We start from the raw sequence: 13951 nt of genomic DNA on the forward strand, positions 1-13951 counted from the left end.
ATTACCTTTGTTGTTATAATTAAATTATTGTTAATAAAATAAAGGAGCGATCACAATGACAACCTTACTTAGCAAAGCTAAAAACATATTAGCGACTGACGAAACGATATTATTTTACGCAGCATGTTCATTAGACATATTTATTTATCGTTCCGTCGCAAGGCCAGGATTGCTAATTTTAACGAACAAAAGGCTATTCTTTTATGGGCCAGATGTAAGTAAGAATCCAATATTTGAAGAGTACTCTTTCGCAAAAATTTCTAATCTAAAAGAACAAAAGCGTCTTTTCAACAATCAAATTGTATTTATGTATGATAACGAATGGAAAAAAATAAAACATATTCAAACAAATGATGTGAGCTCCCTCGTTCAAAAGATACACGAGCAGCTTTCTAAATAAATATATGATTAGCCCTCTATTTCTTACATAGAGGGCTTCTATACTTACACATCTTCTTTTTTCAAGAGCGGTCTCACATGAACAATGACAGTGCGAATAACTGCTAAAATCGGAACCGATATTAGCAACCCTACAATCCCAGCTACCTCTCCCCCAACTAGTAAGGCAAGCATAATAATAACGGGATGCATACGAAGTGACTTACCAACGATGTAAGGCGATAAAATGTTACTCTCCACAAATTGCAAAATCGCAATTGTGATCCCCGCCTTAATAAGTAAACTCGTTGATACTGTTGCTGCAATCATTAACGTCGGGATTGCTCCTAAAATAGGACCGAAGTACGGGATTATATCCGTTACCCCAATAATAATGCCAAGCAATAATGGATATTTCATACCGATAAACCAAAAAGAAAGAGCTGATACTCCCCCTAATACTAAACAAACAAATAACTGTCCTCGAATATAACTTCCAAGTGATTTATCAATTTCTTTCGCAAGCATTTGCCCCGTACCTCGCCATTTACTTGGGACTAGTTTCCAAAAGATATGATAAAACTCACCATAATCTTTTAATATGTAAAATACAATGAACGGTATTAAGAAAATAATGAGCAATGAATCGAGTACACCACGAGCTGTACTCATCACTTTATTTAAAAGCGCTTGAATCTTCGTTTCCACACCCACAAAAAGTTGTTTCACCTTTTCATGAATGAACGAAGGGAAATTCGCCGTTTGTTCTGTAACGCCATCCATCCACGAATCGTACATTTTTGTAAACTGCGGAAATTGTTCATTAATCTCTTGTAACTGTTTAATAACGACTGGTGTTCCTTTATAAATCCCATAACCAATTCCGCCAAAGAAAAGGATATAAATGAGCAAAATGGCAAGTGTACGGGGCATCCCTTCCTTATGAATTTTTTCAATTAAAGGGTGCAATAAATACGCAATAAAACACGCGATAAGAAACGGCGTGATTGCTACTTTAAATACAAAAATAATCGGTGCCCATAGCGGCTTAATTTTTAAAAAGACGAGCAGACAAAGAAAAACAAGTAACAATAATCCTAAACGATATATCCAAATGATTTTAAGATTCTTCACATGAAAAACCTCCTCCACCTTTATTTTGAAAATAAATGGGGTAGGTTATGTGCGAAACTTTTAAAATCTTTTCATACGGACCATACTGTTTTTTAAAGACGTACATATAAATAACATAACAAGGACAACCACCCCTGAGAATACAGCATGAATTAATATAATCAGGAGGGCTAATTATGGTTTTATTTATGCTTGGATTATCAGCACTTTTTATGATTCTTGAATGGATTTGTATCGGGTTCGGTATTTGGAAGGGGTTCTTTATTCATTCCTCACGTAAAGAAAAAGCGAAGCAATTATGGCAGTATGGAATACTTGGCGTTGGCTGCTACGGTCTATCTTATCTTTTCTCAGAGATCGGACTTTTTTATTTGCATATGGGTGCATAAAAAAACTCCCTTGTCTACAAGGGAGTTTTTCACTTTATCGAAATGATTATAAGTAAGACTTAATCATCTTACGTGCTTTTTTCATATTGCGTTTTGAAAATACATCTTGCTTACGAGCATATTGATATGCTGCAGCTCCAACACCTAATGCGATTAATGAATTGCGTAGATTCAAAGTAAATCCCCCTTTTCGTTATCCGATCGTTCTTTCATTCTCATCAAATAAATCATCAAGAGAGCTTAGTGAACCATCTTCCTCAACTTGATGCGTATGGATTTTCCCCTTTGAAACCGATAATTCGATATAACAATTCCAGCAATAAAATTGGTTGACACCTATTTTTCCAATGTCTTTCCCTTTGCAATTTGGACAAATAAACATATGGCTTTCATCTCCTTACAGTCTCCCAGATTCTATTCGCCATTATGTCCAAACTGCATTCATTTATACATTTTACTGGAGCCTTTCAACGCTATGCGTTTGAAAGTTTCACTATATAATTTCACCTTGTTACATGAAATCATACGGTGAAATGTTTTCCACGTCCATTTCCTCGCCATTAACTGTGACCATCTGTACTTCTCCTTGTGATTCTTGCAAGCGACTAGCTAAGGTTGTTTGACGCATTGCATCATCAAGGCGATTTACACCAGATTGGAAAGCTGCTTCCTCTCCGCAAATAATAAGGAACTTCTTACTTCTTGTAATGCCCGTGTAAATTAAATTACGACGTAACATACGGTTGTAACTTTTCACGATTGGCATAATAACAATCGGAAATTCACTACCTTGTGATTTATGAATGGAACAACAATATGCATGCGTAATTTGATTTAAATCAGGCTTCGTATACGTTACCTCAATTCCATCAAATGAAACGATAATCATATCTTGTTGCTCAACGTTTTCTTTCGCATAAAACACCGAAACAATTTCCCCAATATCACCATTAAACACTTGGCTCTCCGGCTGATTCACGAGTTGCAGTACTTTATCGCCTCTTCGGTACACAACATCACCGTAAGCAATTTCTTTACTCTTTTCCCTCTTCGGATTAAATACTTGTTGCAGCGCTTCGTTTAATACATTAATACCAGCAGGCCCGCGGTACATCGGTGCTAATACTTGTACATCTCTTGCGCTAAAGCCTTTTGTTTTAGCATTTTCACAAACTTTTTTCACAACCTCAACAATTTGAGCTCCTGTACAGCCGATAAATGAACGATCTTTTTGATTTTGTGCTAAATCTGGTGGTAGAGTTCCATTTTTTATCGCATGGGCAAGTTGAATCACTGATGAGCCTTCCGCTTGACGATAAATTTCAGTAAGCTTCACTGTCGGAACTGCGCCTGCATTTAATAAATCTTTTAATACTTGTCCAGGTCCTACAGATGGCAACTGATCTTCATCACCTACAACGATAACTTGAATGTTCGTCGGCAACGACTTAAATAGCTGATTTGCAAGCCAAATATCAACCATTGAAAATTCATCGATAATAAGGAGCTTACCTTGGACAGGATCCGTTTCATTACGCTGGAAAGATCCTTCTGGCGTCCAACCAAGTAAACGGTGAATTGTGCAAGCTGGAAGTCCTGTCGATTCACTCATCCGCTTCGCTGCTCTTCCTGTTGGAGCTGTTAATAGTATTGGAAATGGATTATCATCACTGTATTCATTCGGATTTAACGATAACCCGTGTAGTGATGCATACATTTCAACAATCCCTTTAATAACTGTTGTTTTCCCTGTTCCTGGTCCACCTGTCAATAACATCATCGGTTTATGAAGTGCCGTTTGAATTGCTTCTTGCTGAAACGGTGCATATTGTACGTTCAGTTGTTCTTCAATTTCACCTAACGTTTTTAACACTTCTGCTTCTGGAAATGAAGGTGTTTCTTCTTGATTCATAAGCCTGCGAATAGACTTTACAACACCTTTCTCAGAGTAGAATAACGTTGCTAAATACACTCGTTCTTCTTCTATGATGACTTTCCCTTCACTTTGCATCGTTTCAATACAACCTATAATATCTTCCTCAGTCACTCTTCCTTCTTGATTGTTTAAAAGTGACATCGTTTCTCTTACAAGTTGATCTTTCCTCATATAAACGTGACCAAGTTGTAATGAGACATTCTCTAATGTGTAAAAACATCCTGCGCGTACACGGTCGTCATGATTACCCGATATCCCTAACGCACGCCCTATATCATCCGCTCTTCCAAAACCAATCCCGTCCACTTCTTCGATAAGTTGATACGGATTATTACGAATCACTTCTAATGTCATCTCTTTATATTGCTGGTAAATCTTAATAGAAAGTTTCGTTCCAAAACCGTAGCCATTTAAAAAGCTCATTACTTTCTCTAGCCCTTGATGTTCAACAATTGTCTCATATATTTCCTGAGCCTTTTGTTTATTAACAACACCATTTAATGCCTCAGGGTCATCCATAATTTTAGAAATAGCATGTTCTCCGAGATGGTCCACAATTTTTTCAGCTGTACGCTTTCCTATCCCTTTAAATAAATCACTCGCTAAATATTGCACCATACCTGCTTTTGTTTGCGGCAATTCTTTTTTAAATGTTTCAACCATATATTGTTTTCCATACTTTGGATGGTCCTTAAAATGACCTGTCAATGTAAACACTTCATCTTCATGCATGCGGGGAAAATGACCGTTTATCATTACTTTCTTTTCGTCATACGTTTCATTCGTTTCAATGACTTTCATACTGACAACGGAATAGAGGTTTTCTTCGTTGTGGAAAATGGTATGAAGAACTTGCGCTTTTATAAACTTTTTCTCTTCCTCAAACAAATCCATTGCATGTTGATTTCCCATTTTTCCTCTCCTTTCCGGTATTTTCACTTTAATGAGCAGTACATCCCCCACCTTTTTAGATGAGGGATAACTACCCATTAAACTATATTTTTATCTTATTCAGCTTCTTGCTCTAATAAACGAACGCCATTACCCGCTAAAAAGTGATCTGGCTGAATTTCAATTGCTTTCTTAAATAAAGCGAGAGCCTTCTCATTATTTTCCTCAAATACGTACGCAACACCTAAATTGTAATACGCATCTGCATGCTCCTCATCCATTTCTAATACCTTTTCAAAATAAGGTTTCGCCTCTTGAACGTGTTCTAATCGCGCGAAGCAAAGTCCGCACTGGAATACAGCTTCTACATCGTTTTCATCTAATTCTGTTGCTCTTTGTAAGAATGGTAGTGCAAGACGATCATTTCCAAGCTGTACATGTGTGATACCTAACATAAATGTTACATCAGCTGATTGTAATCCAGCTTGCATTGCTTGTTCAAATACAGCTTTCGCTTCAGTAAATTGCTCTTGGCCATAATATACATTTCCTAAACCATAATAGGCTGCTGCAGATTTATCATCTAACTCTAATGCACGTTTATAAAATAAAATCGCTCGCTCGCTATCACCTAATACGTCTAATAAATTTGCAAAATTAATGTACCCAAGCGCATCTTTCGGATTTTCTTCGATTGCTTCTGTAAAATTTTTAGCTGCTTCTTCCCAGTTTCCTTCTTGCATATATTGAATACCTGTTTCAAGTTTGTTTGACATGTCCTTCACCTCTACAACAAATTATAACAAAGAATGTATTTTCCAAGCGAACGAAAATTCGCTTTATGTAAAAGAAACCTCTAACCGCTAATCGGCAGAGGCTTCTCATTTATCCTAAATAATCCAATTTCTTACCACTACGGTACACTTCATCAATTGTAGCACCGCCTAAGCACTCATCTCCATCATAGAAAACGACTGCTTGTCCTGGTGTAATTGCACGAATTGGCTCATCACAAAGAATACGAACTGTATTTTCATCAACGATTTGAACCGTTACTTTATTGTCTTCTTGACGATAACGGAATTTCGCCGTGCACTTAAATTCTGTTTCTTTTTCTTTGTTACTTACCCATCCTACATTCGTAGCAATAACTTCATCACCATATAGAAGTTCGTTATGGAATCCTTGATCAACATATAAAATGTTTTCTTTTAGATTTTTCCCAACAGCAAACCATGGATCACCATTACCACCAATTCCAAGGCCATGACGTTGTCCAATTGTATAATACATTAAACCGTCATGCTTCCCTTTCACTTCACCAGATAATGTTTGCATTACACCTGGTTGTGCCGGTAAGTAGTTACTTAAGAAATCTTTAAAGTTACGCTCACCAATGAAGCAAATACCTGTACTATCTTTTTTCGCCGCTGTCGCTAAGCCAGCTTCTTTCGCCATTTCACGAATTTGCGGTTTCTTTAATTCACCTAATGGGAACATTGTTTTTGATAATTGCTCTTGGCTTAATTGATTTAAGAAATATGTTTGATCTTTATTGTCATCAACACCGCGAAGCATTTTATATTCGCCGTCCATATAAGCAACGCGTGCATAATGGCCTGTTGCCACATAATCCGCACCAAGCGCAATTGCATGCTCTAAAAATGCTTTAAATTTAATTTCTTTATTACACATTACATCTGGGTTTGGTGTACGACCAGCTCGGTACTCATCTAAGAAGTACGTAAATACTTTATCCCAGTATTGTTTTTCAAAGTTTACTGCATAATACGGAATACCAATTTGGTTACACACTTCAATTACATCATTGTAATCTTCTGTTGCTGTGCAGACACCATTCTCATCTGTATCATCCCAGTTTTTCATAAAAATTCCGATTACATCATAACCTTGCTCTTTTAATAAAAGTGCTGCTACAGATGAATCGACGCCACCGGACATTCCGATGACAACGCGTGTTTCGTGAGGTAGTTTGTTCATCATGTCACCTCCCATGCTAATTTTGTGTTAATCGCTTCACGATTTTCACTGTTTCGTACGCCGCTTTTTCAATTTGCTCTTTCGTATTTCCAAGTCCAAAACTAAAGCGTACGGATGAACGTATTTGATCGGAGTCTTTTCCAAACATCGCTACTAATACATGTGATGGATCAATCGAACCAGCTGTACAAGCAGAACCACTTGATACTGCAATGCCAGCTAAGTCTAAGTTCACAAGGAAAGGTTCAATGTTCATTCCTGTAAAACTTACATTAAGTACATGCGGTAAGCGATGTTCTAAGTTTCCGTTTACCTCGAAAGTAATGCCTTCATTTTTGAAGACAGATACCATTATATCTTTAAACTCTTCATATTGGGCATTTTTTTGCTCACGAGTTTTTTCAGCTATAAGAATTGCATACTGAAGCCCAGCAATACTAGGCACATTTTCCGTACCAGCACGGCGTTTTCTTTCTTGCTCTCCGCCTATTAATAACGGTTCAAATTTCACATTTGCACCAGCGTATAAGAAACCTACACCTTTTGGCCCGTTAATTTTATGAGCTGAAATTGATAATAAATCAATACCAAACTCTTTCACATTAATTTCTACTAAACCGTAAGCTTGTACCGCATCTGTATGGAAATACGCTTGATGCTCTTTTAACAGCTTTCCTATTTCCACAATCGGTTGCATCGTCCCTACTTCATTATTCCCAAACATAACAGATACAAGAATCGTCTCTTCTGTTAATGCCTTTTGTATGTCAGAAACTTGAATGCGCCCTGTTTCATCGACAGGTAAATATGTCACTTCAAACCCTTCACGCTCTAACAATTCGCACGTATGCAAAATCGCATGATGTTCAATTTGCGTCGTTATAATGTGGTTACCTTTATGACGGTTCGCACGTGCTACACCGATAAGCGCTAAATTATCAGCTTCTGTACCACCGCTCGTAAATATAATTTCATTCGGATTCGCATGAATGCTGCGTGCACACACTCTTCTCGCCTCATCTACTGTGTGACGAGTTTGACGTCCATAAAAGTGAATACTAGACGGGTTCCCGAATATTTCTGTCATATATGGAATCATCTTTTCGACCACTTCTGGGTGAGTCGGAGATGTCGCAGCATGATCTAAGTAAATGCGTTCCATTAAATCTCCTTCTTTCCAAATCGTTTCACAAGGAATTAAATGTAAAACATATAGCCCCCGTGATTTTCTTCCTCATAACGTACTAAATCTTCTAACGTTGTACTATCTAACACTTCTTGCACCGCATCACGAACACGCATCCATAACTGGCGCTGCGCTGGCTCTTCTTCTTCTATCATTTCTACAACACTAATCGGTCCCTCTAATACACGGATTACATCCCCAGCTGTAATGTTAGCCGGTTGATCAGATAATACATATCCGCCATATGCCCCGCGCGTACTCTTTACAAGACGAGCGTTACGAAGTGGTGAAATTAATTGCTCTAAGTAATGCTCGGATAAGTCATGCGCCTGCGCAATTGATTTTAATGAAATCGGACCTTCACCAAACTTTTTTGCAAGATCAATCATAATTGTTAAGCCATAGCGGCCTTTCGTTGAAATTTTCATCTATTTTGCACCTCTTTTCAAATTTTCACTTCTATTGGTTATATCTTATTTATAAAAAGAACACAATTTAAAATCCTATGAAATTATAGCATAATATAGTATTATAAGAAATTTCAACTTGTGTATCAAAATGATAACATAAAATCACATTGAAAAACTCGGGAATTATTACAATTGAAAGAAAAATGAAAATATTACCCTTTATTTTTCCCATAAAACAGCATCCTATTTCAAATTTCGTAGAAAAAAATGATACGATAGAACGAGATTATATATTAAGGGAGACGGTCCAAATGAAACAACCACTCGCACATCGAATGCGCCCTATAAATATTCAAGAAATTATTGGGCAACAACATTTAGTTGGTGAAGGAAAGATTTTATGGCGAATGGTCCAAGCCAATCATTTTCAATCTATGATTTTATACGGTCCTCCAGGTACAGGAAAAACATCCATTGCCAGTGCAATTGCTGGAAGTACCGGTACCCCGTTTCGTCTATTGAATGCTGTTACTCACAATAAAAAAGATATGGAAGTTGTCGTACAAGAAGCGAAGATGCATCGACACCTCGTTTTAATTTTAGATGAAGTTCACCGTCTAGATAAAGCAAAGCAAGACTTTCTATTACCTCACTTAGAAAGCGGACTTCTTACTTTAATTGGCGCAACGACAAGTAATCCATTCCATGCAATAAACTCCGCTATTCGAAGCAGGTGTCAAATTTTCGAATTACACGCACTAACAGAAGATGATATTTTAATTGGGTTAAAAAGAGCTTTAGAAGATAAAGAAAAAGGCCTTGGAGAATATGCTGTAACGGTAACAGATGAAGCACTACATCACTTTGCAAACGCCTCTGGTGGTGATATGCGTTCTGCTTATAACGCACTTGAGCTTGCTGTATTATCTAGCTTTACTACAGACGATCAAGCGGCTGAAATCACACTCGAGATTGCAGAAGAATGCTTACAAAAAAAGAGCTTCGTTCACGACAAAGGCGGCGATGCTCATTATGACGTATTATCAGCATTTCAAAAATCAGTGCGCGGAAGTGATGTAAATGCAGCGCTCCATTATTTAGCACGCCTTATTGAAGCAGGTGATTTACAAAGTATTGGCAGACGCCTTCTTATTATGGCTTATGAAGATATTGGACTTGCTAGCCCACAAGCTGGACCACGTACACTAGCTGCAATTGAATCAGCTGAACGAGTTGGATTCCCAGAAGCACGCATCCCACTTGCAAATGCCGTTATCGAGCTATGCTTATCACCAAAATCAAATTCAGCTTATAAAGCACTTGATGCTGCATTACACGATTTACGCAACGGTCAAACAGGTGACATTCCAAGCCATTTAAAAGATAGTCATTACAAAGGCGCAGAATCACTTGGAAGAGGCATTGGATATTTATATCCACACGACCATCCAAACGGCTGGGTAAGGCAACAATACTTACCTGATAAAATAAAAAACAAGCAATATTATAAACCGAAAACGACAGGGAAATTTGAGCAAGCACTTTCTACTGTTTATGAAAGATTACAAACTTCGAATAAAACGAAAAATAAAGGGTAACATAAACGAAAACGTCACCATTATGGAGGCTTCGCTTATGAAAACACGTCAAGATGCATGGACAAAAGAAGATGATCTCCTTTTAGCAGAAACTGTTTTACGACATATTCGCAGCGGAAGTACACAAATAAAAGCATTTGATGAAGTCGGCGATACGTTGAACCGGACTTCAGCAGCTTGCGGCTTTAGATGGAATGCTGAAGTAAGGCCGAATTACGAAGATGCTGTGCAGCTTGCGAAGAAACAACGTAAAGAATTAAAGCGCTCTGAAGCTAAAATAGAAAAAAATCAGTTCACGAAAACGAAACAACTCGTAATCGATGCTGAGTTTTCTGAAGATATTACGCCAAGTAAACAAGAACTTACGATGCAAAATGTCATCTCATTTTTGCAAAACTTGGAGCATAATAACCCTTCACTCGCAAAGTTGCAAACTGAAAATGATGTATTACAAGCTCAGCTCACTTCTCTGCAAAAAACGAATCATGAACTTGAAACGAAATTAGCGGTACTCACAAAAAAACAACAAGCAATCGAAGAAGATTACGCGATGCTTGTTCGAATTATGGATCGTGCTCGAAAACTTGTTTCGGTCGAAGAGCAAGAAGAGCAAATTGCCCCGATTTTCAAAACCGATCAAAACGGGAATTTAGATATTATTTATTCTGCTGAGAATTAAAAACAGGGATGTCACTTTTTTGACTGAGTGACATCCCTGTTTGTTTTCGGTAAATCATATATATACATATCGGTAAATGAAATTATATCAACGATTTAATAAAGGATATCGATTTAACGACAAAGATTGACAATAACATTCCTCCTTTTCATACAAGGAAACTCCTAAAACGGATTAGATATTTTTTACTAAAATGTTATTATAAACATATAATTTTAAAGGGAGCTGGTTACTATTTCTTTAATAGTCTTCAAAATAACACTCGGTGTTCTCGTCCTAACTTTGGCTCTTTTCACCATTAACAGTTTAAAAAAGACGTCCGCCTATACATCAGATAAATATGATCATTACTTACTAGCGTTACTTACATTTGAACTAGTAGTAATGCAAATATCCATATTTCTTTAATACATATAAAAAAGCATATATCCAAAATGGATATATGCTTTTCTTTTATTCTTGCCCTACACGTTTCACTTCTACATTTTTAATACGTTCACGTACAACGTGACTTGCCATAATTAAGCCTGCCACAGATGGTACGAATGCATTTGATGAAGGCGGTAATTTCGCTTTACGAATTTTTGCATTTTCGTCTGGTACGATTTCTTTACGTACTTCTTCACGAATTACGATTGGGTTTTCGTCAGAGAAGACAACTTTTACACCTTTTTTAATACCCTCTTTACGAAGCTTCGTACGAATTACTTTCGCAATCGGATCTGTGTGTGTTTTAGAAATGTCCGCAATACGGAAACGAGTTGGGTCCATTTTATTTGCTGCACCCATACTGGAGATAATTTTAATTTTACGACGTAAACATTGTTTAATTAAATGAATTTTGAACGTAATCGTATCAGATGCATCCACTACGAAATCCAAACCGTGCTTAAAGAACTCTTCATATGTTTCATCTGTATAAAACATTTCAAGTCCAATTACTTCACACTCTGGGTTAATGTCTGCGATACGCTCTTTCATTAATTCTACTTTTGAACGTCCTACAGTAGATACTAAAGCGTGAATTTGACGGTTTACGTTTGTAATATCTACAACGTCTTTATCAACTAATACAAGACGTCCAACGCCAGAACGTGCTAACGCTTCAGCTGCAAAAGAGCCTACGCCGCCAATTCCTAAAATACCGACTGTACTATTTTTTAATATTTCAAGTCCTTCTTTACCGAAGGCTAATTCATTACGTGAAAATTGATGTAACATTCAGCTCTACACTCCTATTACAAAAATGGTCTACCATGTATTCTAGCGTTTTTCCGACTATTTGTATAGAAAAAGTTATAGAATTCCTAAAAATACATATTTCGAAAATGAAAACATAGACCAGAATTTCATTTCTTCCTAAATACACGTTTAAAAAGGAGGATTTAGAGAACCGAGCAGATCGAGGCGCTGAAGCCAGGAGGAGCGCAGTGTAGAAATACTACTCGAGCACCGGACTGGCGAAGCAACGATGAGATGCGACAGTTATCTAAACCGGACTTTTTAAACAACCTCTCAAAAAAAGTCTAGATGGTATTAGTATAACCATCTAGACCCTATTCTTACTTCTCTTCTTTTAAGCTTAATTTTAAGTTTAACTCTTCAAGCTGTGCTTCTGCAACTGGGCTTGGAGCTTCTGTTAATAAGCAGCTTGCGCTTGCTGTTTTTGGGAATGCAATTGTATCACGAAGGTTCGTACGGCCTGCAAGTAACATAACAAGACGATCTAAACCTAATGCGATTCCGCCGTGTGGTGGTGTACCGTATTCGAATGCTTCTAATAAGAACCCGAATTGCTCTTGCGCTTCTTCTTGTGAGAATCCAAGTGCTTTGAACATTTTTTCTTGTACGTCACGCTCGTAAATACGAAGTGATCCACCACCAAGCTCATAACCGTTTAATACAAGGTCATATGCTTGTGCACGTGCTTTTTCTGGTGCTGTTTCTAGTAACTCAACGTCTTCACGGAATGGCATTGTGAATGGGTGGTGAGCTGCGAAGTAACGATCTGCATCTTCATCGTACTCAAGAAGTGGCCAATCCGTTACCCATAGGAAATTATATTTACTTTCGTCAATTAACTCAAGCTCTTTACCTAGACGTAAGCGAAGTGCACCTAAGCTATCTGCAACAACGCTCTTCTTATCTGCTACGAATAGTAATAAGTCGCCAGCAGTAGCCTCTAATGTGCTCATTAACACATTTGCATCTTCTTCACTGAAGAATTTCGCAATCGGTCCTTTTAAGCCATCTTCTTCAACTTTAAGCCAAGCTAGACCTTTTGCACCGTATACTTTCACGAATTCAGTTAATGCATCGATGTCTTTACGAGAATATTTACTTGCAGCACCTTTTGCATTAATTGCTTTTACTTGTCCGCCGCTTTCTACAGCACTTGTAAACACTTTAAAGCCACAACCTGCTGCAAACTCAGATAAGTCTGTTAGTTCCATTTCAAAGCGTGTATCTGGCTTATCAGAACCGTAGCGAGCCATTGCATCAGCATATTTCATACGAGGGAATGGTGCACTAACTTCTACACCTTTTGCATCCTTCATAACTTTCGTCATCATACGCTCCATCATATCTAAAATTTCATCTTGTGTTAAGAATGAAGCTTCGATATCGATTTGCGTGAATTCCGGTTGACGATCCGCACGTAAATCTTCATCACGGAAACAACGTGCTACTTGATAGTAACGCTCAAATCCGCCGACCATAAGAAGCTGTTTAAATAACTGTGGTGACTGCGGTAGTGCATAGAATTCACCATCATGCACACGACTTGGCACTAAATAGTCACGAGCTCCTTCTGGCGTGCTTTTCGTTAAAATTGGTGTTTCTACTTCTAAGAACTCTTCTGTGTCTAAGAAGTTACGAATTGTTTTCGTTACGTCATGACGCATTTTGAATGTGTTAAACATTACTGGACGACGTAAGTCTAAATAACGATATTTTAAACGCACATCTTCTGATGCATCTGTATCATCAGCAATGATGATTGGCGTTGTTTTCGCTGCATTTAGTACATTTACTTTTGTTGCTTGTACTTCAATACGACCAGTTGCCATATTGTCATTAATTGCGCCTTCACCACGTTCAACAACTGTACCTTCTACGTGTAATACGTATTCGCTACGAATTGTTTCTGCTACTTCTAACGCTTCTTTTGATGTTTCTGGGTTAAATACAACTTGCACGATACCTGTACGGTCACGTAAGTCGATAAAGATTAATCCACCTAAGTCACGGCGTTTTTGTACCCAACCTTTTAATTGAACTGTTTGTCCAACAGCTTCTACTGTTACTTTTCCACATGCATGTGTTCTTTCAGCCACTGTAAGTTCCC

At 37.7% G+C, this 13951-nt stretch carries 14 protein-coding genes; 4 read left to right on the top strand and 10 right to left on the bottom strand.

What is annotated here, in order from left to right:
* The first annotated feature begins 55 nt into the window (after positions 1 to 55).
* On the top strand, positions 56 to 400 hold the full coding sequence (locus tag HMPREF2590_RS07790) for a PH domain-containing protein (protein WP_000209579.1): 345 nt from the start codon (positions 56 to 58) through the stop codon (positions 398 to 400).
* 44 nt (positions 401 to 444) lie between these two features.
* Here the strand turns inward: HMPREF2590_RS07790 and HMPREF2590_RS07795 are convergent, their stop codons facing one another.
* Positions 445 to 1512, bottom strand: coding sequence for an AI-2E family transporter (locus HMPREF2590_RS07795; RefSeq protein ID WP_000793128.1), 1068 nt, complete (start codon positions 1510 to 1512; stop codon positions 445 to 447).
* A gap of 176 nt (positions 1513 to 1688) precedes the next feature.
* Between HMPREF2590_RS07795 and HMPREF2590_RS07800 the strand changes: the two genes are divergently transcribed.
* The gene (locus tag HMPREF2590_RS07800; protein WP_000242535.1) at positions 1689 to 1901 is read left to right on the top strand and encodes a hypothetical protein; all 213 of its coding nucleotides are present in this window, start codon (positions 1689 to 1691) and stop codon (positions 1899 to 1901) included.
* Between the two features lie 46 nt (positions 1902 to 1947).
* On the opposite strand, the gene HMPREF2590_RS07805 is transcribed toward HMPREF2590_RS07800, so the two are convergent.
* From HMPREF2590_RS07805 to cymR, 7 genes are all read right to left on the bottom strand, one after another.
* Complete coding sequence (locus tag HMPREF2590_RS07805; RefSeq protein ID WP_001053553.1) at positions 1948 to 2076, bottom strand: YrzQ family protein; 129 nt, start codon at positions 2074 to 2076, stop codon at positions 1948 to 1950.
* A gap of 18 nt (positions 2077 to 2094) precedes the next feature.
* On the bottom strand, positions 2095 to 2283 hold the full coding sequence (locus HMPREF2590_RS07810) for a hypothetical protein (protein ID WP_000469281.1): 189 nt from the start codon (positions 2281 to 2283) through the stop codon (positions 2095 to 2097).
* A 129-nt stretch (positions 2284 to 2412) separates the two neighbouring features.
* The gene (gene recD2, locus HMPREF2590_RS07815; protein ID WP_000528086.1) at positions 2413 to 4749 is read right to left on the bottom strand and encodes an SF1B family DNA helicase RecD2; all 2337 of its coding nucleotides are present in this window, start codon (positions 4747 to 4749) and stop codon (positions 2413 to 2415) included.
* A gap of 95 nt (positions 4750 to 4844) precedes the next feature.
* Positions 4845 to 5504, bottom strand: a complete 660-nt coding sequence (locus HMPREF2590_RS07820; protein ID WP_000066407.1) for a tetratricopeptide repeat protein — start codon at positions 5502 to 5504, stop codon at positions 4845 to 4847.
* 109 nt (positions 5505 to 5613) lie between these two features.
* On the bottom strand, positions 5614 to 6729 hold the full coding sequence (gene mnmA, locus HMPREF2590_RS07825) for a tRNA 2-thiouridine(34) synthase MnmA (RefSeq protein ID WP_001038010.1): 1116 nt from the start codon (positions 6727 to 6729) through the stop codon (positions 5614 to 5616).
* 16 nt (positions 6730 to 6745) lie between these two features.
* Positions 6746 to 7891, bottom strand: coding sequence for a cysteine desulfurase family protein (locus HMPREF2590_RS07830; RefSeq protein ID WP_000439893.1), 1146 nt, complete (start codon positions 7889 to 7891; stop codon positions 6746 to 6748).
* A gap of 35 nt (positions 7892 to 7926) precedes the next feature.
* Positions 7927 to 8343, bottom strand: coding sequence for a cysteine metabolism transcriptional regulator CymR (cymR, locus tag HMPREF2590_RS07835; protein WP_000704116.1), 417 nt, complete (start codon positions 8341 to 8343; stop codon positions 7927 to 7929).
* Between the two features lie 293 nt (positions 8344 to 8636).
* Between cymR and HMPREF2590_RS07840 the strand changes: the two genes are divergently transcribed.
* Positions 8637 to 9923 (top strand): replication-associated recombination protein A, encoded by a 1287-nt coding sequence (locus HMPREF2590_RS07840; protein WP_000812902.1) that lies wholly within the window; start codon positions 8637 to 8639, stop codon positions 9921 to 9923.
* 37 nt (positions 9924 to 9960) lie between these two features.
* The gene (locus HMPREF2590_RS07845; protein ID WP_000857722.1) at positions 9961 to 10602 is read left to right on the top strand and encodes an RsfA family transcriptional regulator; all 642 of its coding nucleotides are present in this window, start codon (positions 9961 to 9963) and stop codon (positions 10600 to 10602) included.
* 453 nt (positions 10603 to 11055) lie between these two features.
* Here HMPREF2590_RS07845 and HMPREF2590_RS07855 read toward each other — a convergent pair whose 3' ends face one another.
* On the bottom strand, positions 11056 to 11823 hold the full coding sequence (locus HMPREF2590_RS07855) for a tRNA threonylcarbamoyladenosine dehydratase (RefSeq protein WP_000903177.1): 768 nt from the start codon (positions 11821 to 11823) through the stop codon (positions 11056 to 11058).
* A 341-nt stretch (positions 11824 to 12164) separates the two neighbouring features.
* Positions 12165 to 13940, bottom strand: a complete 1776-nt coding sequence (gene aspS, locus HMPREF2590_RS07860) for an aspartate--tRNA ligase (RefSeq protein ID WP_000840905.1) — start codon at positions 13938 to 13940, stop codon at positions 12165 to 12167.
* Positions 13941 to 13951: the final 11 nt, after the last annotated feature.

The sequence above is a fragment of the Bacillus sp. HMSC036E02 genome (genome assembly GCF_001836235.1).
Taxonomy (GTDB): Bacteria; Bacillota; Bacilli; order Bacillales; family Bacillaceae_G; genus Bacillus_A; species Bacillus_A cereus.

Bases quoted from the DNA above. Each gene is read 5' to 3' on its own strand.
- cymR (WP_000704116.1), bottom strand. From the start codon at position 8,343: ATGAAAATTTCAACGAAAGGCCGCTATGGCTTAACAATTATGATTGAT.
- HMPREF2590_RS07855 (WP_000903177.1), bottom strand. From the start codon at position 11,823: ATGTTACATCAATTTTCACGTAATGAATTAGCCTTCGGTAAAGAAGGA.
- HMPREF2590_RS07830 (WP_000439893.1), bottom strand. From the start codon at position 7,891: ATGGAACGCATTTACTTAGATCATGCTGCGACATCTCCGACTCACCCA.
- HMPREF2590_RS07800 (WP_000242535.1), top strand. From the start codon at position 1,689: ATGGTTTTATTTATGCTTGGATTATCAGCACTTTTTATGATTCTTGAA.
- mnmA (WP_001038010.1), bottom strand. From the start codon at position 6,729: ATGAACAAACTACCTCACGAAACACGCGTTGTCATCGGAATGTCCGGT.
- HMPREF2590_RS07790 (WP_000209579.1), top strand. From the start codon at position 56: ATGACAACCTTACTTAGCAAAGCTAAAAACATATTAGCGACTGACGAA.
- recD2 (WP_000528086.1), bottom strand. From the start codon at position 4,749: ATGGGAAATCAACATGCAATGGATTTGTTTGAGGAAGAGAAAAAGTTT.
- HMPREF2590_RS07840 (WP_000812902.1), top strand. From the start codon at position 8,637: ATGAAACAACCACTCGCACATCGAATGCGCCCTATAAATATTCAAGAA.
- HMPREF2590_RS07820 (WP_000066407.1), bottom strand. From the start codon at position 5,504: ATGTCAAACAAACTTGAAACAGGTATTCAATATATGCAAGAAGGAAAC.
- HMPREF2590_RS07810 (WP_000469281.1), bottom strand. From the start codon at position 2,283: ATGTTTATTTGTCCAAATTGCAAAGGGAAAGACATTGGAAAAATAGGT.
- HMPREF2590_RS07845 (WP_000857722.1), top strand. From the start codon at position 9,961: ATGAAAACACGTCAAGATGCATGGACAAAAGAAGATGATCTCCTTTTA.